This is a genomic window from Citrobacter sp. Ct235 (assembly GCF_030332305.1).
In the GTDB taxonomy this organism is placed as follows: domain Bacteria; phylum Pseudomonadota; class Gammaproteobacteria; order Enterobacterales; family Enterobacteriaceae; genus Citrobacter_A; species Citrobacter_A telavivensis.
This window is the reverse complement of the sequence record NZ_JAOWIC010000028.1, coordinates 66,232-91,973: the sequence shown is the minus strand read 5'-3', so window position 1 is coordinate 91,973 and position 25,742 is coordinate 66,232. Positions and strand designations below refer to the sequence as shown.

Below are 25,742 nucleotides of genomic sequence, written 5' to 3'. Positions count from 1 at the left end.
TTCTGCGCCCAGGCTGCGATAATTAAAACAAGGCGCAATGCGGTAATGGCGCATTGCCGGGAGCAGAGGATTACATTATGGATTACGAATTTCTGCGCGATGTTACCGGAGTGGTCAAGGTGCGCATGTCCATGGGTCACGAAGTGGTCGGGCACTGGTTTAATGAAGAAGTGAAAGAAAACCTGGCCCTGCTGGACGAAGTGGAACAGGCGGCACACGCGGTGAAAGGCAGCGAACGTTCCTGGCAACGGGCGGGGCACGAATATACGCTCTGGATGGATGGCGAAGAGGTGATGATCCGCGCCAATCAGCTGGAGTTTACCGGCGACGAAATGGAAGAGGGGATGAGTTACTACGATGAAGAGAGCCTGTCGCTGTGTGGCGTTGAGGATTTTCTTCAGGTGGTAAACGCATACCGGGAATTTCTGCGTCAATCCTGAGTTATTTCAATCATCAATGAAGCCGGGCGTCTGCGTCCGGCTTTTTTTTGCAGAAAAATGATTGTTTGATTTTTATTAATCATTTTAAAACTGTGATCTGGCGCGTTTGTGATCTGAAAATGATTAAATATAATCGTTATGATTTTTTTTAATCACAACATAACAACAGGCGGGAAGACCATGAACATCAAAAAGGCAATAGAACGCATACCCGGCGGCATGATGGTCGTGCCATTGGTTATCGGTGCCATTATTAATACCTTTGCCCCGCAGGCGCTGGAAATCGGCGGCTTTACCACCGCGCTGTTTAAAAACGGCGCTGCGCCATTGATCGGCGCATTCCTGCTGTGTATGGGCGCAGGGATCAGCGTAAAAGCAGCACCTCAGGCTTTGCTGCAAGGGGGCACGATCACCCTGACCAAATTGCTGGTGGCCATCGCGATCGGCCTGGGGGTTGAACACCTGTTCGGAGCGGAAGGGATCTTTGGCTTAAGCGGCCTGGCCATTATTGCCGCCATGAGCAACTCGAACGGGGGGCTGTACGCGGCGTTAGTCGGTGAGTTCGGCAACGAACGTGATGTCGGCGCAATCTCTATTCTGTCTCTTAATGACGGTCCGTTCTTTACGATGATCGCGCTGGGTGCCGCAGGGATGGCCAACATTCCAATTATGGCACTGGTGGCGGTACTGGTTCCCCTGGTGGTCGGCATGATCCTCGGTAATCTCGATCACAACATGCGTGACTTCCTGACCAAAGGCGGACCGCTATTGATTCCGTTTTTTGCCTTTGCGCTCGGCGCCGGCATCAACCTCGAAATGCTGTTGCAGGGCGGTCTGGCGGGCATTCTGCTTGGTGTACTGACCACGTTCATTGGCGGTTTCTTTAACATCCGCGCAGACCGTCTGGTGGGAGGAAGCGGGATTGCCGGAGCGGCAGCCTCCAGTACCGCCGGTAACGCCGTCGCGACGCCACTGGCGATTGCCCAGGCCGATCCTTCACTGGCGGAAGTCGCCGCCGCTGCCGCGCCGCTGATTGCCGCCTCCGTGATTACCACTGCGATCCTGACCCCGATCCTCACCTCTTGGGTGGCCAAAAAGCAGGCACGTCAGGTTGCTCAGGAGAATAAAGCATGAAAATGATCGTTATCGCCGATGATTTTACGGGCTCTAACGATACCGGCGTGCAACTGGCAAAAAAAGGCGCACGTACGGAGGTGATGCTCACCCCGGCACAGAAGCCTTCACGGCGTGCCGATGTGCTGGTTATCAACACAGAGAGCCGGGCAATCCCGGCGGCGCAAGCCGCGCAGGCGGTTCAACAGGCGTTAGTCCCCTGGTGTGAAGGGGCCGCCACGCCGCTGGTGTATAAAAAAATCGATTCTACGTTTCGTGGCAACGTGGGGGCCGAGGTGACTGCGGCGATGCGCGCCGCCAACCGGAAACTGGCCGTGATTGCCGCAGCAATCCCCGCCGCAGGGCGCACGACGCGTGACGGACTGTGCCTGGTCAATGGAACACCGCTACTGGAGACTGAATTTGCCAGCGATCCCAAAACGCCGATTATCTCTTCGCGCATTGCGGAACTGGTCACGCTGCAAAGTGACATTCCGGTGCATGAAGTGTCACTCGACGATGTCCGACAGGGACGACTGAGCGCGCGGTTAGTCGCTTACGCGGCAGAAGGTGAGTGCATGGTGGTGGTGGATGCGGTTGATGACCGCGATTTGTCGCTGATTGCGCATGCCATCTGCGAGCAGGAGGTACTGCCGTTACTGGTCGGTGCCGCCGGGCTTGCCAATGCCCTACCCGTCAGAATGTTCATGCAGGAAAAGCAGGAGCTTCCGGTGCTGGTCGTCGCGGGTTCGATGAGTGAAGCCACGCGGCGTCAGGTAGACAAAGCGCTGTGTCAGGACAGGGCGAAGGTTGTCGATATCGATGTTTCACGGTTGGCCTCTGCCCATTTCGAACAGGAAATAGCGTCCGTCGTGGAGCAGGCCTGCACGCTGTTGAGCCGCCAGCACCATACGATTTTACGTACCAGCCGGTGTGCGCAAGACCGGCAGATGATCGACACGCTGTGTGCCAGCGTGGGGATGCGTCGTCAGGCGCTTGGCGAACGGTTGAGCCAGCGTCTTGGGACAATCACGTTGCACATTATTGAGCAGGCGCGCATTGGCGGTCTGTTCCTGACCGGGGGGGATATCGCGACCGCTGTTGCCAGTGCGCTGGGGGCGGAAGGCTATCGCATTCAACGCGAGGTGGCCCCCTGTATTCCGTGCGGAACGTTTGTGAACAGCGAGATTGACGATCTGCCGGTGATCACCAAAGCGGGCGGATTCGGCTCCGACAGTACCCTTTGTGATGCGCTTTATTTTATTGAGGAGATGTACAGTGGTAACTAAAACAATTGCGATTACGATGGGCGACCCCGCGGGGATCGGTCCGGAAATTATTGTTAAAGCGCTCAGCGAAGATGAACTTAACGGCGCGCCGCTGGTGGTGGTGGGATGCCTGCAAACTCTGAAGCGGCTGCAGGCCAATGGTCTGGCTGAAGGCGTGACGTTCCGCGCCATTACGCAGGTTGCGGATGCCCGATTCGCGCCTGGCATCATTCATGTGATTGATGAACCGCTGGCGCAACCGGAGGCGCTGGAGCCGGGCAAAGTACAGGCGCAGGCGGGCGATCTGGCCTATCGCTGCGTAAAACGGGCGACGGAACTGGCGATGAAAGGCGACGTCCACGCCATCGCCACCGCACCGTTGAACAAAGAAGCGCTGCATCTTGGTGGACACAATTTCCCGGGACACACCGAACTGCTGGCGACGCTGACGGAAAGCCGCGATTACGCGATGGTGCTTTATACCGATAAGCTGAAAGTCATTCATGTTTCCACCCACATCGCCCTGCGTAAGTTCCTCGATACCCTGAACGGTCAGCGTGTGGAGACCGTGATTGGCATCGCTGATACCTTCCTCAAGCGCGTAGGGTATGCGCATCCACGAATTGCGGTGGCAGGGGTGAACCCGCATGCCGGTGAGAACGGATTGTTTGGCGATGAGGAGATTCGCATTGTCGGACCGGCGATTGAGCGCATGAAGGCGAAGGGGATGGCGGTTTATGGCCCATGCCCGCCGGATACGGTGTTTTTACAGGCGTATGAAGGTCAATATGACATGGTGGTGGCGATGTACCACGACCAGGGCCATATCCCGCTGAAGCTGCTGGGTTTTTATGATGGCGTCAATATCACGGCGGGTTTGCCGTTTATCCGCACCTCTGCCGATCACGGAACGGCATTTGATATCGCCTGGACGGGAAAAGCAAAATCTGAGAGCATGGCCGTATCGATTAAACTGGCAATGCAACTGGCGTAATTTCCTGTTATGAAAGGACAACACCGTCTGGATAAGATTGTGGCGTATTTGAAAAATCATACGCTGGTTACCGTGGAGCAACTGGTGGATGCCGTTGATGCATCTCCGGCAACGATACGACGCGATCTGATCAAACTGGATGAACAAGGTGTGATCAGCCGCAGCCACGGCGGTGTTGCGTTACGGCGCTTTGAACCTGCACAACCGACGACTAACGAGAAGCAACTGCGATCGCCCGCTGAAAAAAGGGCGATTGCGCGTTATGCTGCTTCGATGGTACACGCGGGCGATGCCGTGGTGCTCGATGCTGGCACCACCATGCTGGAGCTGGCAAAATGTTTAACCCATCTTCCTCTCAGAGTGATCACCGTTGATCTGCATATCGCCCTGTTTTTATCCGAGTTTCGCCAGATAGAGGTCACGATTGTCGGCGGGCGGATTGATGATAGCAGTCAGTCCTGCATTGGCGAGTTTGGCCGCAAAATGCTGCGTAGCGTCTACCCCGATATCGCCTTTATGAGCTGTAATACCTGGAGTATGGAAAAGGGCGTGACCACGCCGACAGAGGACAAAGCGGGGCTGAAGCAGGAAATTATCGCCAACGCCCAACGTAAGGTGTTACTCGCCGACAGCAGCAAATATGGTGCGCATTCCTTGTTTAATGTTGCTCCGCTCAGTCGCTTTACCGATGTTGTGACCGATGTTAATTTACCGCAAGCCGTGCAGGCCGAACTGAAGGCGCAATCCGTCGCCCTGATGCTGGTACAGCCTGAGTAACACTGTAACCGACGTTGGGATAACCCCAGGAGATGAGTGATGGGTAATGAAATACCGCTGAAATATTATGACATTGTGGATGAGTATTCGACGGAGTGTGCGAAACCCGTAGAGGATTCAGAACGTGAACCCCTGGCGCACTATTTTCAGTTACTGATTACGCGTTTGATGAATAACGAAGAGATCAGCGAAGACGCGCAGCAAGAGATGGCCAGCGAAGCCGGCATTGATGCGCAACGCATTGATGAGATCGCGGAATTCCTCAATCAATGGGGGAATGAATAGTCCCCGTTGAGGTCTATTTGGATAAGGGCACGCAATGATGTTCGTCGTGTCCGTGCTTCTTAAGTGTATTAGCTCAGATTTGACCTGGCACCACTATGGCACAGATCTAAACCTAATCTGACAGGCGGCTCTGTGCCGGAAGCAGACATTTCAAATTAGCCCCACCACGGACATCTGAACTTAGCTTTGACAAACAATGTAACAGCAATACTCTGATATCACTTTTAACCACTAGCGATGTTTTTTATGGCGGTACTTGATTCATCCTCTGACATCGAACAGCCCTGAGTATATTGCGCGGGCTGTTCATGCCTGATAGCGAAGGGGGGTTGCGACGAAAAGGCAGGAAAAATAGCCCTTTCGTTTGCGTCATCTACATCGTCAACACAATTTTTCCTGTGTTCAGACCGTCTTCCATACGCTGGCGAGCTTTACAGGCGTCGACCAGCGGGAATACGCTGTCAATAACCGGGTTCAGCCCATCTTTACCGAAACGGGTTAACCAGCACTCTTCAAAGCGACGGGACATCTCATGCTTCACTTCTTGCGAACATGATTTCATTACCGTACCGATAATCTGCAGATGGCGGTACAACACCCGGTCCAGCGGGATCTTCGCGTTTTCAATGCCTCCCATAATGCCAATCTGCACCAGGCGGCCACCAAAATTAAGTGCGTTCACGTTTCGTTCAAAATATGGCGCACCGATAAAATCAAGGATGAGATCAACACCCTTGTTATCGGTGATTCTGGCGACCACGTCGGCAAAACAGTAGGCTTGCCCACACGTAAATCAAGTGACTCACACTGTATCAGACTATGAATCCGCCGTTCTGCGAACAGCAAAATAGTGCGCTGGCGTGCTGCCCATCGTTTTTCTGAACATGGTAATAAACGCGTTAACCGACTCATACCCCAGGTTTGCCGCCACGTTTTGTACCGATACTCCGCTTGCCAGTTCCCGAAGGGCAATAATCAAATGCAGTTGCTGACGCCAGCGACCGAAGGTCAGACCGGTTTCACGCAGCATTAAGCGCGCTAATGAACGTTCGCTGAGCGCCAGTCGCTTTGCCCAGACTTTGAATGTGCTCCGATCTTCCGGATTGCTGACCAGCGCATCGGCCATCGCGCGAATTTTAGGGTTCGCAGAAACCGGCAGGCTCAATTTCTGCTGCGGCATGGTCACGAGTTCATCGAGCGTCACTCTGGTCAACCTGCCAACATGGCTCTGCGGTGCGTAATCAACGCCTTCATTTGTTAAGCGATCAATTAACTCTTTAATCAGCGGTGAAATTGCCAGCGTGCAGCATTTTTCCGGCAGCGCGACTGCTCCGGGTTCAATAAACAAGTAGTTAAGGTGCGCATTCCAGGTCGCTTTGGCGCTATGAGGAACTCCGCCTGGGATCCACACCGCGCAATCGGGTGGCACTATCCAGATATCATTTTCCGCACGACAAATTACCGCCCCGTACAGGGCAATAATCAACTGCCCTTTACGGTGCGTATGAACCGGCACTTCTGCTGCGTAATCCACGAAATCAATATGACGTGCGACTACCGGGCTCGGCGTGCTGTCGGGATCAAACAACGTATTGGCAAGTCGGGATGTCATGTTATTGGCAACATTTAGGTATTTTTTGACAGAATAGAGTATTTAGTGACGTGCGCAAACCGGGAATAATTCCCGGCATGAATAAAATCATCCCCCATCACATCCCTTTTTGGCACGCGATACGCCGCTGGTCAGGCCGCATCATCACTCCCATGCTACTGAGCGATGCCCACGCCCTGCTCTATTCCGTCAGGAGTTTTGCCGCAGCCATGCTCGCGTATTACATCGCCCTGTCGATTGGCCTTGAACGCCCCTCCTGGGCCATCATCACCGTCTATATCGTTTCGCAAACGTCGGTCGGGGCCTCACTGAGCAGGAGTCTCTATCGCCTGGCCGGCACCGTGGCTGGCGCTGGGGCAACGGTGCTGATCGTGCCCACATTTGTGAATATGCCCGTGTTGTGCAGCGTGATGCTGACAGGCTGGATCACGTTCTGCCTCGGGTTATCCCTACTTGAACGCACACCCCGTGCCTATGCCTTTGTGCTGGCCGGTTACACCGCGAGCCTGATTGGCTTTCCCGCCGTTTCCGACCCAGGCTCGGTGTTTAACATCGCCATCATCCGGGTGCAGGAGATAATGATCGGCATCGTCTGCGCCGCACTGATTCACCGGTACATTCTGCCCAGTCGGATATCAGGCCTGTTCAACAGCAAATTAACGCAGACGCTGCACGCGGCGCGACAGCGTGTTGCCGATACCCTGGCGGGCAAGTCTGATGCGGTATCAAACCCCTTGCACCTCGCGCTGGCATTGCAATTCCTGCAGGGCATCAGCCACCACATCCCGTATGATTTTGCCCTTTCGGTTCCGGCCCGCCAGGCCAGGAAAGCACTCCATGACAGGCTGGCGCGATTAGTCATCGTGAACGGTGAATTACGCGATCGCTTGCAGATGATCGCGGATATGCCCGCCGACATGCAGATACTGCTGGATGATGTTCAGGCCTGGCTGACCTGCGGCGATAGCGGGAAACGCAAGAATACGGCGGATGCGCTACAAAAACGCAGCGCCCGGTTGGCACAGGAGCGTGCGGTACAGTCGTTGACTTTTGAGGACGCGCTTCGGGTGAATTTCTTAGGCTACATAGCGGAGTTGATTAGCCTCATTCACCAGTGTGAGCGACTTTCGGAGGCTATCTACCACGCCAAACCCGCACCTACACGAACGGAAGATAACACAGCGAAAGGGTATGTTTTCCATCGCGATCCCCTGAGTGCTGCCCGCACGGCACTGGGCGCGTTTGTCATCATCCTCAGCGGCTGTCTGCTATGGATTTACTCGGCCTGGCCAGATGGCGGCACGGCGGTCTCCATTCTTGGGGTCTGTTGCACATTGTTTGGCAGTTTCGACACGCCAGCACCCCATATTGTGAAATACATTATCGGCTCCATCTGGGGCGTATTAATCAGTCTTATCTATAGTTTTGCCCTGCTTCCCCAGCTCAGCGATTTTCCCGTACTGGTTGCCGTGCTTGCTCCGGTCTACCTGCTTGCCGGGTCACTCCAGGCGCGACCCCCCACCACTTTTATGGCGATGGGAATAACGTTAACGCTGCCTGTGTTGTGCGAGCTGGGTGCGCACTACAGCGGCAACTTCGCCGATGCCGCTAACACCGCCATCGCGCTATTTTTCGCGACCGGTTTTGCGGTCATTAGCATGAGCCTGCTGCAAACCGTGCAAGCCGACGCGGCGATAAACCGACTGCTGAAACTTTGCCAGCGTGATATCCGCCGTAGCGTGAACGGCGTGTTTAAAGGCAATGAAACGCACTGGACCAATCTGATGATTGACCGGGCCGCCCTGCTGTTGCCGCGCTTGCCGCGTAGCGGGCCGTCATCCGCTCGGGCACTTGCTCATCTGATGCACTTTATGCGTGTTGGCCTCGGTGTGATGCACCTGCGCCGCTGCGATGCGTCCTCAGGCTGTTGTGAGATCAACACCATCCTTTATGACCTTACCCGCTCAACGGAGACAGAAGCCTTACGCGAGCGCATCGCTGCGATAACCGATCTCTGCTTGCCCGCAACTGATGAACCATCGCGTCAGTTAGTCGACAAACTGGTTGATCTGCACTGCGCGTTACGGACGCAGGACGAGGAACCCGCCAATGATAAATGACATCAATATCGGGGGGGTTTTTATCCCCGGTCTGCTGATGACTGCGCTCATCGCGCTGATCTGTACGCTGTCACTCGTACCGTTTTTCTCTTTCAGCAGGCTTTACCGCCGTTTGCCCTTTCGCCCGTTGATTGATTTTTCAACCTTTATCATTAGTTTTTTCCTGCTTTTGCAGGGCCTGACCACTCTGGGGTTATTCGCATGAAATCTTTACTCTCTTTGCTGGGTCGCTATGTGCTGACGTTAAGTGCTGTAGTGGTGGCGACGCTCGTGGCGTTTATTTTCTGGAAACAGTATGCGCAGACACCCTGGACGCGCGACGGGCGGGTTCGTGCCGATGTGGTGCAGATTGCGCCGGATGTTTCCGGGCCAGTGAGCCGCGTGGCGGTCCGCGATAACCAGTGGGTTAATCGTGGCGATGTTCTCTATGCCATCGATCCGCACTGGCTGAAGCTGGCTGTGCTGAGTGCACAGGCTGACGTTGAGGCAAAACGTCATGAGATGCTGATGCGCCAGGATGCGGCCAGGCGACGTGCACTGATCAAAGGGGTGATTTCCAGTGAGGACATCCAGCAAACAGGCAGTGCGGCAAGCATCGCGGCGGCCAATTATCAGGGGGCACTGATCGCGCTGGAACTGGCGCAGCTTAATTTAGCACATGCCACCGTACGCTCACCGGTGGATGGCTATGTCACGCATCTCCGTCTTCGCCCCGGTGACTATGCCACTGCGGGAGAGACAAAAGTCGCCATTGTCGATGCGCACAGTTTCTGGGTGGTGGGCTACTTTGAAGAGACCAAACTGCGTCATATCCGTGTCGGAAATACCGCGCAGATTGTGCTGATGGGATTTGATCCACTGATCACGGGGCATGTGGAGAGTATCGGACGTGGGATCGGTGACAGCAACGACGAGATGGGTGGACTTGGGCTACCGGATGTTAATCCCACCTTTAGCTGGGTGCGGCTGGCTCAACGCGTACCGGTGCGCATCCAGTTAGATACCTTGCCTGCGGGCATTGAGTTAGTGGCAGGATTATCCGCGAGCGTGTCCATCATGCCTTAAAAGGTATTAACAGCCCTGACCTTAACAGGATTGAGGTTTCGGTGTATGAAACACCGGCCATCCCATGACTTCTGCGGACCTATAATGTTTATTTATTAATGAGCTAGGGAGTAACACGATGGGTATTAGCCATATTTCTATAAAAGAGGTAAAGCGTGACAATTTTGGTGAGATAGAGGCTTGAATCGCCACGGGTTTAACAGACACCTCAGAGTCATTTTTGATCTGCTACCCGTTGATAGACACAGAATGCTACTAGCAATGTCCGCTCCTCGCTCACAGCAGACTGTCAGATTTGATTGTGTGCTGCCAGTGAAAACCGTCAGATCAAGTTTGAGCTAATGCTTCTCAAGCACCTCGATGATTAACTCGCGAGGAAATACGGTCTCTTTTGTTTCCCTGAGCTCCTCTATCGACCACCAGTGCTGCCCGCGAATCACTTTTTGTTCATTGCCACTCCATCCGGAGTCATCGGTCTCCTGACTTTCTACACGGATAATGAAGAAACGTTCATCTGCCAGTACGGTCTCTCCGTTAGGTAACATCATGGTGAAGGTTTGGGAGGCAATTTGCGGCCCAGCGGATCCTCTTATCAACCCTGTTTCTTCACGCAGCTCCCGTAATGCGGCGTGTTCAAACGTTTCCATTTCCTCAACGCCGCCACCCGGTGTTGCCCAGTAGGTACGTCCGCTCAGCGCATCATCTTCATGATGAAAACGAAAAAGCAGAACCCTGTTCTCGGAAGAGAGAATAATAAGTCGTGATGATGGACGCGTACGCATTATGTTTCCTTACAGTGACTTTCAGTATGTCAGCGATAGGGGATGTCTGTCGCCATCGTGCCAGAAGCCGGACATTCAATGTCCTGGGAAAATCCGTCGGCACTGGCGGCTGTGTTACACCGTCTATTGAGCCAATGACAGCCTCTTTTCAGAGACCGGCTGATTCTATTATTTCAAGTTCAGGAGCGCCGACGCGCTCCTGATGGTTTTCTTAAACGCCCGGAATATTGCGCGCGTAGTAAATCTCACGCATCTCTTTCCATAGCGCAGCGGTAATCTCTTTACGCTCTGCCTCAGTTAACTCTTCCGGCCGGGTGTGGAACATGTAGTGCTTAAGATCGAACTCTTTGAGCAGCATTTTGGTATGGAAGATATTTTCCTGATACACGTTCACATCCACCATGTCATACAGCGACTTCATATCTTCGGACATAAAGTTCTGGATGGAGTTAATCTCATGATCGATAAAGTGCTTCATCCCGTTGATATCACGGGTAAAGCCGCGCACGCGGTAATCGATGGTCACGATGTCGGATTCAAGCTGGTGGATCAGGTAATTCAGCGCCTTCAGCGGGGAAATCACGCCGCAGGTTGAGACCTCAATGTCGGCCCGGAAGGTGCATAATCCGCCTTCCGGGTGGCTCTCCGGATAGGTATGCACACAGATATGGCTCTTATCGAGATGGGCGACCACCGCTTCCGGCAATGGGCCTGGATGCTCGGTTGTATCAATAAGTCGTGGATCGACAGGTTCTTCGCTCACCAGAATAGTGACGCTGGCACCCTGAGGTTCGTAATCCTGACGGGCGATGTTCAGGATATTGGCGCCGATGATGGAGCAGGTTTCTGACAGAATTTCGGTCAGGCGGTTGGCGTTGTAGAGTTCGTCGATATAGGCGATGTATCCGTCGCGCTCTTCGGCGGTTTTGGCATAGCAGATATCGTAAATACAAAAACTCAGACTTTTGGTCAGATTGTTAAAACCATGCAGTTTCAGTTTTTTCAATTTCTTATCTTCTCCTTAGGACGACGCTGTCGCCAGCGCATCTTGCAGATACTGAGGTAAGGCAAACGCCGCCGTGTGGATTGCCGGGTTGTAATAGCGACACTTCAGGCCGGACGAGTGAAAACGCGCCTGAATGATTTCGGTCGACAGATGGCGCAGCGCTTCATTATCCGTCGCCCACGCGAAGGTCATTATGCCGCCGTAGTAGGTTGGGATCGCCGCCTGGTAGAAGCCGACATCGGCAAAGTAATGGCTGAGCTTGCGGTGGCTGTCGAGGGCCTCATCCTGTTGCAGGAAGCAGACGCCGTTCTGAGCGACAAAGATCCCACCCGGATTCAGGCTACGCTTGCAGCCTTCGTAGAATGCCGAGGTGAACAGACTCTCGCCGGGGCCGATCGGATCGGTGCAGTCGGAGATGATCACATCAAACGTGTTCTGTGTCTGGTTGACGAAATTCACGCCGTCGTCGATCACCAGCGTAAAGCGCGGATCGTCATAGCTGCCGGCATTGTGGTTGGGTAAATACTGGCGGCAGAACGAGACGACGCCCGCATCGATTTCCACCATCGTGATGGTTTCGATGTTTTTGTGCCGGGTGACTTCACGCAGCATCGCACCGTCACCGCCGCCAATAATCAGCACGTGTTTTGCATGACCGTGAGCCATCAACGGAACGTGAGTCATCATTTCATGATAGATAAACTCATCGCGCTCTGTGGTCTGCACCACGCCGTCCAGCGCCATCACGCGACCAAAGGCGGCGTTTTCAAAAATGATGAGATCCTGATGATCGGTCTTCTCGTGATAGAGAATATTATCGACGGCAAAGTACTGCCCAAACTGGTCGTGTAGCGTTTCGTGCCACTGTTTTTTTTCGGCCATGGGGTGATGCCTCCTTTGTTAACACCCGTAAAAAAAGGGCGCAACATCATAGCTAACAATGACCGTTGATGCACGGTCATTATTTCAGCAATATGGACGGGAGGTTATTTGACGTAAGCCAGCAGGCTCAGGGAATCGCGCGCCAGCGCTTTGCATTTTTTGGCAACAGGAATACCGATGCCGCTTAAATCGCGATAGCTGTCTTCGCCAAGGGCTTTCATATCGAAGGTGTCGTAGTTGCTGAGGTCCCACTGGTTTTGCTGAGCAAAAAAGACCAGTGCGCGACGAATCTGCCCGTTGGGTAAATTCTGGTAGCCGCAGTCATTTTTCAGAAAGACAAAAACGGCCGTCAAATCGGCCATATCTTCGGCTTCAGATTCACTAAGCGCATAGCTATTTGCGCATACGGCCATCAGGCTGCCGAACAACACGGTTCTGAAAAACGTCTTCATTGCTTCTACCACTGCATTACGGAAAGTAAACGTTAGCATACTGGAGGCGAAGCGACGACTTTTATTATGTATTAAGTCATATTCCTGGCTTGACCTTGCCGTAAGGGGAGGGTCTATGCTCAGAGATTAGCTTTATTTCGCCTGCAGCAAAATAAGGAAATAATTATGCAACGTCGTGATTTCTTAAAATATTCTGTGGCACTGGGGCTGTCGTCAGCCTTACCGCTCTGGAGCCGCGCCGTCTTTGCCGCCGAACGCCCCGCGCTACCCATTCCCGAACTGCTTACCGCCGACGCGCGTAACCATATCTCGCTGATGGCGAAGACTGGCCAGTCGACCTTCTTTGGAAAAACGGCAACCACCTGGGGCTATAACGGCAATCTGCTCGGGCCCGCGCTGAAGCTGCAAAAAGGCAAGGCGGTAACGGTGGATATCCATAACCAGCTTAATGAAGAGACCACGCTGCACTGGCATGGACTGGAAGTGCCGGGCGAGGTGGATGGCGGGCCGCAGGGGATTATCCCGGCGGGCGGGAAGCGTACCGTCACGTTTACGCCGCAACAACGGGCGGCGACCTGCTGGTTTCACCCCCATCAACATGGGAAAACCGGGCGTCAGGTGGCAATGGGCTTAGCGGGTCTGGTTCTGATTGAAGATGAAGAGATTCACAAGTTGCTGCTCCCGAAGCAGTGGGGGATCGACGATGTACCGGTCATCGTGCAGGACAAACGGTTTAATGCTGCCGGGCAGATTGATTATCAGCTTGATGTGATGGCGGCTGCCGTAGGCTGGTTTGGCGATACGCTGCTGACCAACGGAGCCCTTTATCCTCAACATGCTGCGCCGCGTGGCTGGCTGCGTCTGCGTTTGCTCAACGGCTGTAACGCCCGTTCACTCAATTTTGCTGCCAGCGATCAACGTCCATTGTACGTCATCGCCAGTGACGGTGGATTGCTGGCGGAACCGGTAAAAGTCAACGAACTGCCCGTGCTGATGGGCGAGCGTTTTGAAGTGTTGGTGGACGTCAGCGACGGTAAACCGTTTGATCTGTTGACTCTGCCGGTTAGTCAGATGGGGATGGCGATTGCGCCGTTTGATAAGCCGCATCCGGTCATGCGTATTCAGCCGATTGCCGTAAACGCCTCTGGTACATTGCCGGATACTCTCAGCGTAATGCCCGCGTTGCCTTCCGTTGACGGGCTGACGGTGCGTAATCTGCAACTGTCGATGGACCCGATGCTCGACATGATGGGAATGCAGTCGCTGATGAAAAAGTACGGCGACCAGGCGATGAGCGGGATGGCGCACGGGCAGATGCAGGGACATATGGGCAACATGCAGCACGGTGACATGGGGCATATGAATCACGGCGGTCAATTTGATTTCCACAATGCCAATAAGATTAACGATATCGCTTTTGATATGAACAAACCGATGTTTGCGGCGAGCAGAGGAACGGTTGAACGCTGGGTGATTTCTGGCGTGGGCGATATGATGCTGCATCCGTTCCATATTCACGGCACGCAGTTCCGTATTTTGTCTGAGAATGGTCAGACACCAGCAGCACATCGTACGGGCTGGAAAGATACCGTTCGGGTGGAAGGCGGCATTAGCGAGGTGTTAGTAAAATTTGAACACGCTGCGCCGAAAGAACACGCCTATATGGCGCATTGTCACCTGCTGGAGCATGAAGATACCGGAATGATGTTAGGCTTTACGGTATAAGCGGTACGGAGGGCGATTCTGTTTTTTTCGGATATCGCTCTCCAATAGAGATAGGAATAATACCATTCTCATCTGTAATCTCTGAAAATAGATTTTGGTCGTTATCTTTACAGATGTCACCGGATATACTTGCGCAAACTAATCGTGAACTCTGAGGTGAAAAATGGATATTTTCCGTAAAATGGTGGCAGCATCTTTTGCAATGTTAGTGGCGATTTCAGCCCATGCTGGAATGGACATGGAGCGTAAAAACTTTCCTGAGCTGAAGTTAAGCATTGAAATTCCGCAAACGCTAACGCCAATGTCGGCTGAAATGGCGAAAATTAAGTATCCGTCCGAGAATCGTCCGCAGATCATTTATGGCGATGAAAGAGGTAAAGTCTCTCTGGGTGTGACTGCTGGCCGCAGCGCGCTGCCAGCCGCACAGGTGGATATGATGAAAGATGCGTTGCTGAAAATGTTAGCCAACTACAAACCGGAGGCAGAATCGGTTACGGTTGACGGGCATAAAGCATGGTTACTGACTTTCCGCTCCCAGGCCGCAGACAGTGAAATTCTGAATCTGATGCTGATTACCAGCGAAGACAATAAAGCCGTCCAGGTCGCCTTTAATATGACGAAGGATTTAGTTGATCAGTATCAGGATGTTGCAAAAGCGTCGCTAATGTCGCTGAAGTTTGACTGATCATTATTGCTGAATATCAACAAGCGCCCGCGATTATTGCGGGCGTTTTGTTTTTCCTGAATATTCGCTTCTGATAATCCCCCCTTCTTTCTTATTATTCATCATATTTATCATTCACCTGCATAAGACATTGTTACCCTCGTAAATGGTGATTCCTGCCGTTATTTGATATATCTCTATTCGTTAAATTGTGGATAAATGCGGGAAAGGGAAGCGACGCTGAATAAATTCAGTGGCATTAGCCCATCACGCCATGAGAGAGAAGGATTGAATTCATGTCCGTACAACTTGATGTCAAAGATTTTGGGGCAAGGGGCGATGGTCTCGTCAAAGACACCCGGGCGCTGCAAAGCGCCATCGATAGCGGGGCGGCACAGGGGGTTCCCGTTGTGATTTCTCCGGGAACTTACCTGGTCGGTTCGTTATTTCTGAAGGAAGGCAGCCGACTCCATTTCGCGCAGGGAGCGACGCTACTGGGGTCGACTGATATTGCCGACTATCCGGAGATCCCGACGCGTGTGGCAGGCGTTGAGATGATGTGGCCTGCGGCGATCGTGAATGCCATTGAGGTGAACAACATCGCTATTTCAGGACATGGCAGGATCGATGGTCAGGGCGCCCACTGGTGGGATCTCTACTACGGCCCGGATAAAGCGAGCGGTCTGCGGGTTGATTATGATAACAAAGGGCTGCGCTGGATTGCGGACTATCTCATTAAGCGACCGCGCGCCTGCCTGATTTACAAAGCAGAGCATGTCTCGATTACCGATTTAACCTTTGAGCGTGCCGGGTTCTGGAATTTACAGATAACCTATGCAGATAACGTAATCGTCAGCGGGGTCACCATTCGTGATAACCACGGGCCAAGCACGGACGGCATTGACATTGACTCCTCAAGCCACGTCCACGTCACGCAGTGTGATGTGTCATGCGGCGACGATTGCATCGTGATCAAGTCGGGTCGCGATGGGGATGGGTATCGGGTGGGGCGGATCGCCGAACACATTGAAATTGACCACTGTGTGATTCGCTCGGGCTATGGCGTGACGCTGGGCAGTGAAGTCAGCGGCGGTATACGTAACGTCTACGTGCACGATATTACCTTCGAAAACTCTGACTGCGGGCTGCGCATGAAGTCGTCGAAGGAGCGGGGAGGGTTTGTTGAAGATGTGGTCGTGGAAAACCTGCGGATGCGTAATGTGCAATTTCCTTTCTCCTGGATTATGGACTGGCACAACGCCTATAACCGCAAACGGTTCGACAATATTGCTGAGTTGCCCGAAGCCTGGCAGGCGGTGGCGAGGCAGATCCCGGAAAATTTACAGATGACCAAAGTGCGTAATATCCGTATCAGCCATGTCGATGCCACGCTGGCGGCGGATTATCGCTTACCGGCGCGCGCGTTTGATCTGGTGGCCTTTGCGGAGAAACCGATGGAAGACATTCGGTTTAGCCATTGCCGGATCGAGGCGAAAGAGTTTGGGCGCATTGTGGCGGTCAATCATTTGCGCTTTGATGACGTTGTTGTCTCTGCGGCGGGTGAAAATGACGGTGTGAATGATACGTTTGATAATCGCTAACATAAAAAAGACAGCGTGGGGTCTCCACGCTGTCTCTGCTACAAAATAGACTGCGTTACTTCGCGTCGTCAGGCAGCGCGTAAGCCACGATATAGTCGCCCATCTTCGTACCAAACGAGCCGTGGCCTCCGGCCGAAATCACGACATACTGTTTGCCGTTCACCTCATAGGTCATCGGCGTGGCTTGTCCACCGGCTGGCAGACGTCCCTGCCACAGTTTCTCACCGTTGCTCATGTTGTAAGCGCGCAGGTAGTTATCCGCCGTGGCGGCGATGAACAACACATTGCCTGCCGTGGAGATAGGACCGCCCAGCATCGGCATACCCATATTGAACGGTACCGGAACCGGCATCGGGAACGGCATGCTGTCCTGCGGCGTACCAATGCGTTTTTTCCAGACCACGTCGTTGGTTTTCAGATCTAGCGCGGAGATATACCCCCAGGCCGGTTGCTTACACGGCAGACCAAACGGCGACAGGAACGGGTTCAGCGTGACGCCAAACGGCACGCCGTACTGTGGCTGAATACCGGATTCGCTACCCGTGCCTTGCGCATCTTTCGGCGGTTCCATCGGATTACCCGGACCACGTGGGATCAGCTTAGAAACGAACGGCAGCGCCATCGGGTTAGCTATCGCCACCTGACGGTTGGGATCGACCGAAATACCGCCCCATTCGAACATCCCGAGGTTGCCCGGGAACACCAGTGTGCCCTGTTCAGACGGCGGGGTGAAGATGCCCTCATAGCGCATCTGGTGGAACATCACGCGGCACACCAGTTGGTCGAACATGGTGGCACCCCACATATCCGCCCCGGTCAGATCTTTTTTCGGGCGGAAACTCAGTTCAGAGAACGGCTGCGTTTTGCTGACGTAATCCCCTTTCGCGGCACCCTGCGGAACCGGTTTTTCAGGGGCCGGAACGACCAGCTCGCCGTTACGGCGATCGAGAACAAAGATGTTACCGGTTTTGGCTGGCGCGTAGATGACCGGGATTTTCTCACCTTTGACGGTGATATCCGCCAGCGTCGGCTGAGACGGCATGTCCATATCCCACAGGTCGTGGTGTACGGTCTGATAGCTCCAGGCAAGCTTACCGGTGGTGGCGTTCAGCGCCACAATCGAACTGGCATAGCGTTCCTGTTCCGGCGTGCGGTTACCGCCCCAGATATCCGGTGTGGTCACGCCCATCGGCAGATAGACCAGATCCAGCTTCGCGTCATAAGCCGCCGGGGCCCAGGAGTTGGGCGAGTTAAAGGTAAACGTGTGTTCGTCGGACGGGATGGCATTCGGGTCTTTCGCACCGGGATCGAAGGCCCACAGCAGCGTGCCGTTATTGACGTCAAAACCGCGGATCACACCCGAGGTTTCGCGCGTGGAGAAGTTATCGGTAACCGAACCGGCAATCACGATGGTTTTATCGGTGATGATGGGCGGTGACGTTGGCTCATACAGCCCCGGCGTCGTGTCCGGCATATTGGTTTGCAGATTCAGAATACCTTTGTTGGCAAAGGTTTCGCACAGCTTGCCGGTTTCCGCATTCACCGCAAACAGACGACCATCGTTCACCGGCAGGATGATGCGGCGCGGACAGTCGGCAATGACTTCTGGTGAGGCATTATCGGCTTTCGCTTCATGATACGACACGCCACGGCAGGTAACGTGCTGGAAGCTGGTGTTGGTATTCAGTTGCGGATCGAAATGCCACTTCTCTTTCCCGGTGGCCGCATCAAGCGCGAACAGACGCTGGTGGGCGGTACAGAGATACAGCGTATCGCCGACTTTAATCGGCGTGACTTCATTGGTTATCTCACCAGGATCGTTAGGCTGCTTCAGGTCACCGGTGCGGAACACCCACGCCTCTTTCAGGTTGTGGACATTGTCGGCGTTGATCTGCTTGAGCGGCGAGAAGCGTTGACCTTCCTGATTACGACCATACGCCGGCCAGTCGTTGTCGGAGATAGTGGAGATAGCGTCGGCCGGAGTGGCGTCTGCGCTCAGGGTGCCGTTGATTTCCTGTGGGTCATGGAAGCCCGCCCAGGTCAGGATCCCTCCGCTAATCAGCAGGGCCACCACCAGTGCCGCTACGGCACCACGGGAAGGAACAATCAGGCGATGCCAGACAAACGGTAAAATCAGCCAGATGCCGAAGAAGACCAGGATGTCACTGCGCGGCGTGAGTGCCCAAAAGTCGAAGCCGACTTCCCAGACGCCCCAGAGCAGGGTTGCGAGGAGCAGGGCGGCGTAGAGCCACAGTGCGGAACGCTGACTGCGCCAGAGCATAACGGCGACACCCAGCATGACAAGACCGGCGATCGGATAGTACCAGGAGCCGCCAATGGCGACCAGCCAGCCTCCGCCGATCAGGAGATACAACCCGCTAAGCGCTGCAAAGAGGGCCGTTAACACCACGAGGAGTCGCGGTGAACGTGCGTTGTTATCTGCCATAAAAATACACCATCTCAATTTGTTAATTTTTTAGTAGCAATTAATTATAGGATTTAACAAGTGTGATCGTCATCACAAAATGAGCTTTATTAAGAGATGCCGCGAATAAATACTTTTACTGGTATACTGCATGCCTTGCACTTCGATGCTGTTCCGGTAGAAGCAGGCATTGAGTGATTTGTTTTTAAATCATATGGTTAGAGTTATGAAACATACTGTAGAAGTAATGATCCCCGAAGCGGAGATCAAAGCGCGGATTGCCGAACTGGGTCGTCAGATTACTGAACGTTACAAAGACAGCGGCAGTGACATGGTGCTGGTTGGTCTGCTGCGTGGCTCATTTATGTTTATGGCGGATCTGTGCCGTGAAGTGCAGGTATCTCATGAAGTCGATTTTATGACCGCCTCCAGCTACGGTAGCGGCATGTCCACCACCCGAGACGTCAAGATCCTCAAAGATCTCGATGAAGACATTCGTGGCAAAGACGTGCTGATTGTGGAAGACATTATCGACTCCGGCAACACGCTGTCGAAAGTGCGTGAAATTCTGAGCCTGCGTGAACCGAAATCTCTGGCGATTTGCACCCTGCTGGATAAACCCTCCCGCCGTGAAGTGAACGTCCCGGTCGAGTTCATCGGTTTCTCCATCCCGGATGAGTTCGTGGTGGGCTACGGTATCGACTACGCTCAGCGCTATCGCCATCTGCCGTATGTCGGCAAAGTGGTGCTGCTGGACGAGTAAGCGTAAAAAAGCCGGGAAAATCCCGGCATTGACTGGATACGTCCCCGGTGCATGACCGGGGATTTTTATTTGTGGTTGACGTGTTTCTGGCTGAGGTTAGAAACGCCCTGGCGATAGCGCTGCTCCAGGGTGGCACGACTGGTCGCGGTCACTTCCAGATCGCGCAGCAGACCATCGTGAATACCGTATGCCCAGCCATGGATGGTCACTTTCTGACCCCGTTTCCAGGCTGACTGCATGATGGTGGAGTGGCCCAGGTTGTACACCTGTTCCATCACGTTCAGCTCACACAGCGTATCCATACGACGCTCTTGCGGCATATCGCCAAGCAATGAGCTATGTTTGAACCAGATATCACGGATATGCAGCAGCCAGTTGTCGATGAGGCCCAGTTCCGGGTTATCGACCGCCGCCTGTACGCCGCCACACCCGTAGTGACCACAGATAATAATGTGTTCAACTTCGAGGACATCAACGGCATACTGAACAACGGAGAGGCAGTTGAGGTCTGTGTGGATGACCAGGTTGGCCACATTACGGTGGACAAATAATTCGCCCGGTTCAAGACCGGTTAAACGTTCTGCGGGAACGCGACTGTCGGAACATCCAATCCATAGAAAGCGTGGTTTCTGCGCTTGCGCCAGTTTCTCAAAAAATCCGGAATCCTCTTCCACCAGCATTTTTGACCATAGTGCATTGTTGCTGATGAGTGTATCTATGTCTTTCATGGAGGTTAACGACCTGTAACCAAATAAGTGCGTTGGGCTAATATAGGGCAACTCCGGGATTATTTAAACCACATATAAAGTGTAAGAACGTAAGGTAAGTAAAAATTTATGACCATTGCACTGGAACTTCAACAACTTAAAAAAACTTATCCTGGCGGCGTTCAGGCGTTGCGCGGGATAGATTTACAGGTCGAGGCGGGTGATTTTTACGCGCTTCTGGGACCGAACGGGGCAGGAAAGTCGACCACTATCGGTATTATCAGTTCGCTGGTGAACAAATCTTCCGGGCGCGTCAGCGTCTTTGGCTACGATCTCGAAAAAGATGTCGTTAACGCCAAACGTCAGTTGGGACTGGTGCCGCAGGAATTTAACTTCAACCCGTTTGAGACCGTGCAGCAGATCGTGGTCAATCAGGCGGGCTACTACGGCGTGGAGCGAAAAGAAGCGATCGAGCGCAGCGAAAAGTATTTAAAACAGCTCGATCTGTGGGAAAAGCGCAACGAACGTGCACGGATGTTATCCGGTGGGATGAAGCGACGTCTGATGATTGCTCGTGCGCTGATGCACGAGCCGAAGCTGCTGATTCTCGATGAGCCGACAGCAGGCGTTGATATCGAACTTCGTCGCTCAATGTGGGGCTTTTTGAAGGATTTAAACGACAAAGGCACCACGATCATTCTGACGACTCACTACCTGGAAGAGGCGGAAATGCTCTGCCGCAACATCGGGATTATTCAGCACGGCGAGCTGGTCGAAAACACCTCGATGAAAAATCTGCTCTCTAAGCTCAAATCTGAAACCTTTATTCTCGATCTGGCGGCGAAAAGTCCGCTGCCGAAGCTGGAGGGCTATCAGTATCGGCTGGTGGATACCTCAACGCTGGAAGTCGAAGTGCTGCGTGAGCAAGGAATTAATAGCGTGTTCAGCCAGCTTAGCGCGCAGGGCATTCAGGTACTGAGTATGCGTAACAAAGCGAACCGCCTTGAAGAGCTGTTTGTGTCACTGGTTCATGAAAAACAAGGAGATCGCACATGATGCAGCTTTACTGGGTCGCGCTTAAAAGCATCTGGGCGAAAGAGATCAACCGCTTTATGCGGATCTGGATCCAGACGCTGGTGCCGCCCGTCATCACCATGACGCTCTATTTTATTATCTTCGGTAACCTGATTGGCTCCCGCATTGGCGAGATGCACGGTTTCAGCTACATGCAGTTCATCGTGCCGGGTCTGATCATGATGGCGGTGATCACCAATGCTTATGCTAACGTCGCGTCGTCGTTCTTTAGCGCCAAGTTCCAGCGCAACATCGAAGAACTGCTGGTTGCGCCGGTGCCCACGCACGTGATCATCGCCGGTTTTGTCGGCGGTGGCGTAGCGCGCGGACTGTGTGTCGGGATTCTGGTGACGGCCATTTCGCTGTTCTTTGTTCCGTTCCAGGTGCATTCGTGGCTGTTTGTTGCGTTGACGCTGGTTCTGACGGCGATTCTGTTTTCGCTGGCGGGCCTGTTGAATGCCGTGTTCGCGAAAACTTTTGACGATATCAGCCTGATTCCGACCTTTGTGCTGACGCCGCTGACCTATCTTGGCGGGGTGTTCTATTCTCTGACGCTGCTGCCGCCGTTCTGGCAGGGCTTATCGCAGTTAAACCCGATCGTCTACATGATAAGCGGCTTCCGCTACGGCTTCCTCGGCATTCACGACGTGCCGCTGGTGACCACGTTTGGCGTGCTGGTTGTCTTTATTGTGGCGTTCTATCTGCTGTGCTGGTCCTTAATCCAGCGCGGACGCGGGTTGCGTAGCTGAGCGTTTTTATCCTCTCCTCCGCGTGAGGAGAGGGCGATTTTTGACCATTGTCATCATTCTCCATTTGTTACACTGATAAACTACTTGCCTGCTAATGAGGTGAGAAATGCTAGGTTGGGTCATTACCTGTCATGACGATAAGGCTGAGGAACTCCTGAGCCTTCTGGAAAAAAAACACGGCCCGCTGGCGCAATGCCGGGCGGTGAATTTTTGGCGTGGGTTGAGCGCGAACATGCTGAGTCGGATGATGTGTGACGCCCTGCATGCCACAGATTCCGGTGATGGCGTCATCTTTCTGACCGATCTCCCCGGTGCGGCGCCGTATCGCGTGGCGTCATTGATGAGCCATAAACATCCGCAATGTGAAGTGATCTCCGGCATTAATGAGACGCTGCTGGGGAACATGATTTCATCACGAGACTCAATGAGTAGTCCGGCGTTTCGCGACCAGATTGTTGCCCTCGGTGGGCCAGAAGTTACCAGCCTTTGGCATCAGCAACAGAAAAATCCCCCCTTTGTTCTGCTGCACGATTTGTATGAGTATTAATCATTCTTATTAATGAGATGAATTGGTACAATCGTTGCGTTGTTTCTTGCCCCGGTTATCGTTAATGATGAAATATCTGTTCCTGCTGCTGCTGTCACTCTCTACAGTAGTCAGTGCGGCGTTGCCTGCTCGCTATATGCAAACCACGGAAGATGCGGCTATTTGGGCGCAAATTGGTGATGACATGGTGACCGTGGGAAATATTCGCGCCGGACAGATTATTTCTGTCATTCCGGTCGCTGCTGACTATTACGAATTCAAATTTGGCTTCGGCACCGGGTTTATCGACAAGGGGCATCTGGAACCGGTGCAGGGTAAACAGCGCGTTGAGGACAGCCTCGGCGATCTCAACAAACCGCTCAGCAACCAGAATCTGATCACCTGGCAAGCCACCCCCGTCTATAATGCGCCGAACGTTGGCAGCGCGCCGTTTGGCGTACTGGCGGATAATCTGCGTTATCCCATTATCAGTAAGCTTAAAGACAGGCTGAATCAAACCTGGTATCAGATCCGCATTGGTGACCGCCTGGCCTGGATAAGCGCGCTCGACGCCCAGGAAGATCGCGGGCTACCGGTGCTGACCTATCACCATATTCTGCGCGATGAAGAGAACACGCGCTTTCGTCATACCTCCACCACCACGTCAGTCCGCGCCTTCAGCAACCAGATGACCTGGCTGCGCGATCGCGGTTACAGCACGCTGACGATGACTCAACTGGAAGGTTATGTGCGCAATAAATTGAACCTGCCAGCGCGGGCGGTGGTGATTACCTTTGATGACGGCCTGAAGTCGGTGAGCCGCTATGCTTATCCGGTACTGAAGCAGTATGGGATGAAGGCCACGGCCTTTATTATCTCGTCGAGAATTAAAGTTCGTCCGCAAAAATGGGATCCCAAATCGCTGCAGTTTATGAGTATTTCAGAACTCAACGGCATCCGCGATGTGTTTGATTTTCAGTCCCATACGCACTTTTTGCATCGGGTCGATGGCAATCGTCGCCCAATCCTGCTCAGCCGCAGCCATCATAATATTCTGTATGATTTTGAACGCTCCCGGCGCGCGCTGGCCCCGTTTAATCCGCACGTGCTCTATCTCTCCTATCCGTTTGGCAGTTATAACGCGACGGCAGTGAAAGCGGCAGAAGAGGCTGGATTTCACCTGGCGGTGACCACGGTGAAAGGGAAGGTAAAACCGGGGGATAATCCGTTCTTACTCAAACGGTTATACATCTTAAGGACGGACTCACTGGAAACCATGTCGCGGCTGATCAGCAATCAGCCGCAGGGGTAGTTCGCTTACGCAACCTGAACCGGAATCGCTTTCGCGGCGCGTTTCATTTCGTTGTCGCCTTCGAAGTAAGCGACCTTCGGCTGCCAGCGGCGAGCTTCTTCGTCAGACATGGTGACGAAGCTGGCGATGATCACAATATCGCCCACGCTGGCACAGTGTGCCGCCGCGCCATTGACGGAGATGATTCTGGAACCGCGTTCGGCGGCAATGGCATAGGTGGAGAAACGCTTGCCGTTGCTCACGTTCCAGATATCAATGGCTTCATTTTCGAGGATCCCGGCGGCATCCAGAAAATCCTGATCGATGGCGCAGGAACCTTCATAGTGCAGGTCCGCCTGAGTCACTTTCACGCGGTGGAGTTTGCCCTGCAGCATTGTGCGAATCATAACGTCTACCTTAAAGACTCTTCATCATTCAGGCCGCCTCTGTATTGGGAGCGCCTGAGTCATTCCGAGTGTGTTCAGTTGTTAACGAAGCAGGTCGAAACCTGCTTTGAGAATTTTCTCAGGCAGTATTGCCTGATTTTTAACCCCTGTCTACTGGGTTAATGCAACCGTCTGATTGTCGATTAACCGTGCCTGACCGAGCCACGCGGCAACCAGAATCACGGCACGCTGGCTGCTTTCGGTCAGTTCAAGCAGCGTGTCAGCATCACGGATCTGAATATCATCGGGGCGGAAGCCTTTTTCCGTCAATTCCTGTTCAGCGATGGCAATAATCTCTTCCAGTTCACGCTCGCCGGCCTGCAGCTTTTCACCGATGCGGCTCATCACTTTGTACAAACCGGGGGCGATTTTACGTTGTTCAGCCGTCAGATAACCGTTACGCGAACTCAGGGCTAAACCGTCTTTGGCGCGAATAATCGGTACACCGACGATGTCGATGTCGTAGCCCATATCGGCAACCATTTTGCGGATCAGCGCCAGTTGCTGGAAGTCCTTCTCGCCAAAGCAGGCGACGTCTGGCTGTACCAGATTGAACAACTTGCTGACGATGGTTGAAACACCACGGAAATGACCCGGGCGGCTAGCACCTTCCAGCATCGTCGAGAGGCCGGGGACATCGACGTACGTCTGCCCGTCGGTGCCCTGGGGATAGATTTGGTCTGGCGCGGGGGCAAAGACGAAATCCACTTTACGCTTGTTCAGTTTTTCGCAGTCTTCCTGCAGCGTGCGCGGGTAGCGCACCAGATCGTCCGGACGGTCAAACTGCATCGGGTTAACGAAAATACTCACTACCACGATGTCCGCACGGGCTTTGGCTTCATCAACCAGCTTCATGTGACCATCATGCAGGTTGCCCATCGTTGGCACCAGCGCAATGCGCTTACCTTCCTGACGGGCTCTGCGGATATGCTGACGCAGCAGTGGCAGGGTTTCAATAATCAGCACAACAAGACT

General features: G+C 53.5%; 27 protein-coding genes. 17 read left to right on the top strand and 10 right to left on the bottom strand.

What is annotated here, in order from left to right; translation table 11 throughout:
- The first annotated feature begins 77 nt into the window (after positions 1 to 77).
- From yacL to OGY35_RS01520, 6 genes are all read left to right on the top strand, one after another.
- A complete protein-coding gene (gene yacL, locus OGY35_RS01545; RefSeq protein WP_125368799.1) occupies positions 78 to 440 on the top strand; it encodes a protein YacL in 363 nt (120 codons plus the stop codon).
- A gap of 180 nt (positions 441 to 620) precedes the next feature.
- On the top strand, positions 621 to 1,574 hold the full coding sequence (locus tag OGY35_RS01540) for a 2-keto-3-deoxygluconate permease 1 (protein ID WP_152405850.1): 954 nt from the start codon (positions 621 to 623) through the stop codon (positions 1,572 to 1,574).
- Positions 1,571 to 2,842, top strand: coding sequence for a D-threonate kinase (gene dtnK, locus OGY35_RS01535; RefSeq protein ID WP_286631248.1), 1,272 nt, complete (start codon positions 1,571 to 1,573; stop codon positions 2,840 to 2,842). The genes OGY35_RS01540 and dtnK overlap by 4 nt, the downstream gene beginning before the upstream one ends.
- Positions 2,832 to 3,815 carry a D-threonate 4-phosphate dehydrogenase gene (locus OGY35_RS01530; RefSeq protein WP_178824206.1) on the top strand — a complete coding sequence of 328 codons (984 nt, stop codon included), beginning with the start codon at positions 2,832 to 2,834 and terminating at the stop codon, positions 3,813 to 3,815. The genes dtnK and OGY35_RS01530 overlap by 11 nt, the downstream gene beginning before the upstream one ends.
- Positions 3,816 to 3,824: 9 nt before the next feature.
- Positions 3,825 to 4,592: a DeoR/GlpR family DNA-binding transcription regulator gene (locus OGY35_RS01525; RefSeq protein WP_286631247.1), complete on the top strand. Its 768-nt coding sequence runs from the start codon at positions 3,825 to 3,827 to the stop codon at positions 4,590 to 4,592.
- Positions 4,593 to 4,631: 39 nt separating this feature from the next.
- Positions 4,632 to 4,877: a YmjA family protein gene (locus OGY35_RS01520; RefSeq protein ID WP_042323783.1), complete on the top strand. Its 246-nt coding sequence runs from the start codon at positions 4,632 to 4,634 to the stop codon at positions 4,875 to 4,877.
- 373 nt (positions 4,878 to 5,250) lie between these two features.
- Here OGY35_RS01520 and OGY35_RS01515 read toward each other — a convergent pair whose 3' ends face one another.
- A complete protein-coding gene (locus OGY35_RS01515) occupies positions 5,251 to 5,637 on the bottom strand; it encodes a zinc-binding dehydrogenase (RefSeq protein WP_286631246.1) in 387 nt (128 codons plus the stop codon).
- Positions 5,638 to 5,694: 57 nt separating this feature from the next.
- Positions 5,695 to 6,489, bottom strand: a complete 795-nt coding sequence (locus OGY35_RS01510; RefSeq protein WP_200040255.1) for an AraC family transcriptional regulator — start codon at positions 6,487 to 6,489, stop codon at positions 5,695 to 5,697.
- A 152-nt stretch (positions 6,490 to 6,641) separates the two neighbouring features.
- Here OGY35_RS01510 and OGY35_RS01505 point away from each other — a divergent pair, with 152 nt between their 5' ends.
- The 3 genes from OGY35_RS01505 to OGY35_RS01495 are packed head-to-tail and all read left to right on the top strand — an operon-like array spanning position 6,642 to position 9,674.
- Positions 6,642 to 8,609: an FUSC family protein gene (locus tag OGY35_RS01505; protein WP_407056993.1), complete on the top strand. Its 1,968-nt coding sequence runs from the start codon at positions 6,642 to 6,644 to the stop codon at positions 8,607 to 8,609.
- Positions 8,599 to 8,814 (top strand): DUF1656 domain-containing protein, encoded by a 216-nt coding sequence (locus tag OGY35_RS01500; RefSeq protein WP_200040253.1) that lies wholly within the window; start codon positions 8,599 to 8,601, stop codon positions 8,812 to 8,814. The genes OGY35_RS01505 and OGY35_RS01500 overlap by 11 nt, the downstream gene beginning before the upstream one ends.
- Positions 8,811 to 9,674 carry an HlyD family secretion protein gene (locus tag OGY35_RS01495; RefSeq protein WP_286631243.1) on the top strand — a complete coding sequence of 288 codons (864 nt, stop codon included), beginning with the start codon at positions 8,811 to 8,813 and terminating at the stop codon, positions 9,672 to 9,674. Before OGY35_RS01500 ends, OGY35_RS01495 begins: the two co-directional genes overlap by 4 nt.
- A 338-nt stretch (positions 9,675 to 10,012) precedes the next feature.
- Here OGY35_RS01495 and OGY35_RS01490 read toward each other — a convergent pair whose 3' ends face one another.
- The 4 genes from OGY35_RS01490 to OGY35_RS01475 form a co-directional block, all read right to left on the bottom strand.
- Positions 10,013 to 10,456 (bottom strand): NUDIX hydrolase, encoded by a 444-nt coding sequence (locus OGY35_RS01490; RefSeq protein WP_286631242.1) that lies wholly within the window; start codon positions 10,454 to 10,456, stop codon positions 10,013 to 10,015.
- Between the two features lie 211 nt (positions 10,457 to 10,667).
- Positions 10,668 to 11,462 carry an adenosylmethionine decarboxylase gene (gene speD, locus OGY35_RS01485; RefSeq protein WP_042323781.1) on the bottom strand — a complete coding sequence of 265 codons (795 nt, stop codon included), beginning with the start codon at positions 11,460 to 11,462 and terminating at the stop codon, positions 10,668 to 10,670.
- Positions 11,463 to 11,477: 15 nt separating this feature from the next.
- Positions 11,478 to 12,344 (bottom strand): polyamine aminopropyltransferase, encoded by an 867-nt coding sequence (gene speE / locus OGY35_RS01480; RefSeq protein ID WP_286631241.1) that lies wholly within the window; start codon positions 12,342 to 12,344, stop codon positions 11,478 to 11,480.
- Between the two features lie 104 nt (positions 12,345 to 12,448).
- Complete coding sequence (locus OGY35_RS01475; RefSeq protein WP_001295568.1) at positions 12,449 to 12,796, bottom strand: YacC family pilotin-like protein; 348 nt, start codon at positions 12,794 to 12,796, stop codon at positions 12,449 to 12,451.
- Positions 12,797 to 12,961: 165 nt separating this feature from the next.
- Here OGY35_RS01475 and cueO point away from each other — a divergent pair, with 165 nt between their 5' ends.
- The 3 genes from cueO (at position 12,962) to OGY35_RS01460 (ending at position 16,786) form a co-directional block, all read left to right on the top strand.
- Complete coding sequence (gene cueO, locus OGY35_RS01470) at positions 12,962 to 14,521, top strand: multicopper oxidase CueO (protein ID WP_152405843.1); 1,560 nt, start codon at positions 12,962 to 12,964, stop codon at positions 14,519 to 14,521.
- A 163-nt stretch (positions 14,522 to 14,684) separates the two neighbouring features.
- The gene (locus tag OGY35_RS01465) at positions 14,685 to 15,206 is read left to right on the top strand and encodes a hypothetical protein (protein ID WP_152405842.1); all 522 of its coding nucleotides are present in this window, start codon (positions 14,685 to 14,687) and stop codon (positions 15,204 to 15,206) included.
- 275 nt (positions 15,207 to 15,481) lie between these two features.
- A complete protein-coding gene (locus OGY35_RS01460; protein ID WP_286631239.1) occupies positions 15,482 to 16,786 on the top strand; it encodes a glycoside hydrolase family 28 protein in 1,305 nt (434 codons plus the stop codon).
- Positions 16,787 to 16,841: 55 nt separating this feature from the next.
- Here OGY35_RS01460 and OGY35_RS01455 read toward each other — a convergent pair whose 3' ends face one another.
- Complete coding sequence (locus tag OGY35_RS01455) at positions 16,842 to 19,232, bottom strand: glucose/quinate/shikimate family membrane-bound PQQ-dependent dehydrogenase (RefSeq protein WP_286631238.1); 2,391 nt, start codon at positions 19,230 to 19,232, stop codon at positions 16,842 to 16,844.
- A 205-nt stretch (positions 19,233 to 19,437) separates the two neighbouring features.
- Here OGY35_RS01455 and hpt point away from each other — a divergent pair, with 205 nt between their 5' ends.
- Positions 19,438 to 19,974, top strand: coding sequence for a hypoxanthine phosphoribosyltransferase (gene hpt / locus OGY35_RS01450; protein ID WP_042997896.1), 537 nt, complete (start codon positions 19,438 to 19,440; stop codon positions 19,972 to 19,974).
- A 65-nt stretch (positions 19,975 to 20,039) separates the two neighbouring features.
- Here hpt and can read toward each other — a convergent pair whose 3' ends face one another.
- Positions 20,040 to 20,702: a carbonate dehydratase gene (gene can / locus OGY35_RS01445; protein WP_061076458.1), complete on the bottom strand. Its 663-nt coding sequence runs from the start codon at positions 20,700 to 20,702 to the stop codon at positions 20,040 to 20,042.
- A gap of 108 nt (positions 20,703 to 20,810) precedes the next feature.
- Here can and OGY35_RS01440 point away from each other — a divergent pair, with 108 nt between their 5' ends.
- The 4 genes from OGY35_RS01440 (at position 20,811) to OGY35_RS01425 (ending at position 24,342) form a co-directional block, all read left to right on the top strand.
- Positions 20,811 to 21,737: an ABC transporter ATP-binding protein gene (locus OGY35_RS01440; protein ID WP_152405839.1), complete on the top strand. Its 927-nt coding sequence runs from the start codon at positions 20,811 to 20,813 to the stop codon at positions 21,735 to 21,737.
- Positions 21,734 to 22,504, top strand: coding sequence for an ABC transporter permease (locus tag OGY35_RS01435; RefSeq protein ID WP_152405838.1), 771 nt, complete (start codon positions 21,734 to 21,736; stop codon positions 22,502 to 22,504). Before OGY35_RS01440 ends, OGY35_RS01435 begins: the two co-directional genes overlap by 4 nt.
- Before the next feature lie 106 nt (positions 22,505 to 22,610).
- Positions 22,611 to 23,051, top strand: coding sequence for a PTS sugar transporter subunit IIA (locus OGY35_RS01430; protein WP_178824003.1), 441 nt, complete (start codon positions 22,611 to 22,613; stop codon positions 23,049 to 23,051).
- A gap of 64 nt (positions 23,052 to 23,115) precedes the next feature.
- Positions 23,116 to 24,342, top strand: a complete 1,227-nt coding sequence (locus OGY35_RS01425; protein WP_187696629.1) for a polysaccharide deacetylase family protein — start codon at positions 23,116 to 23,118, stop codon at positions 24,340 to 24,342.
- A gap of 5 nt (positions 24,343 to 24,347) precedes the next feature.
- Here OGY35_RS01425 and panD read toward each other — a convergent pair whose 3' ends face one another.
- Entirely contained in the window at positions 24,348 to 24,728 is a 381-nt protein-coding gene (gene panD / locus OGY35_RS01420; protein ID WP_286631235.1) for an aspartate 1-decarboxylase, read from the bottom strand.
- Between the two features lie 150 nt (positions 24,729 to 24,878).
- A complete protein-coding gene (panC, locus tag OGY35_RS01415; RefSeq protein ID WP_102602591.1) occupies positions 24,879 to 25,733 on the bottom strand; it encodes a pantoate--beta-alanine ligase in 855 nt (284 codons plus the stop codon).
- Positions 25,734 to 25,742: the final 9 nt, after the last annotated feature.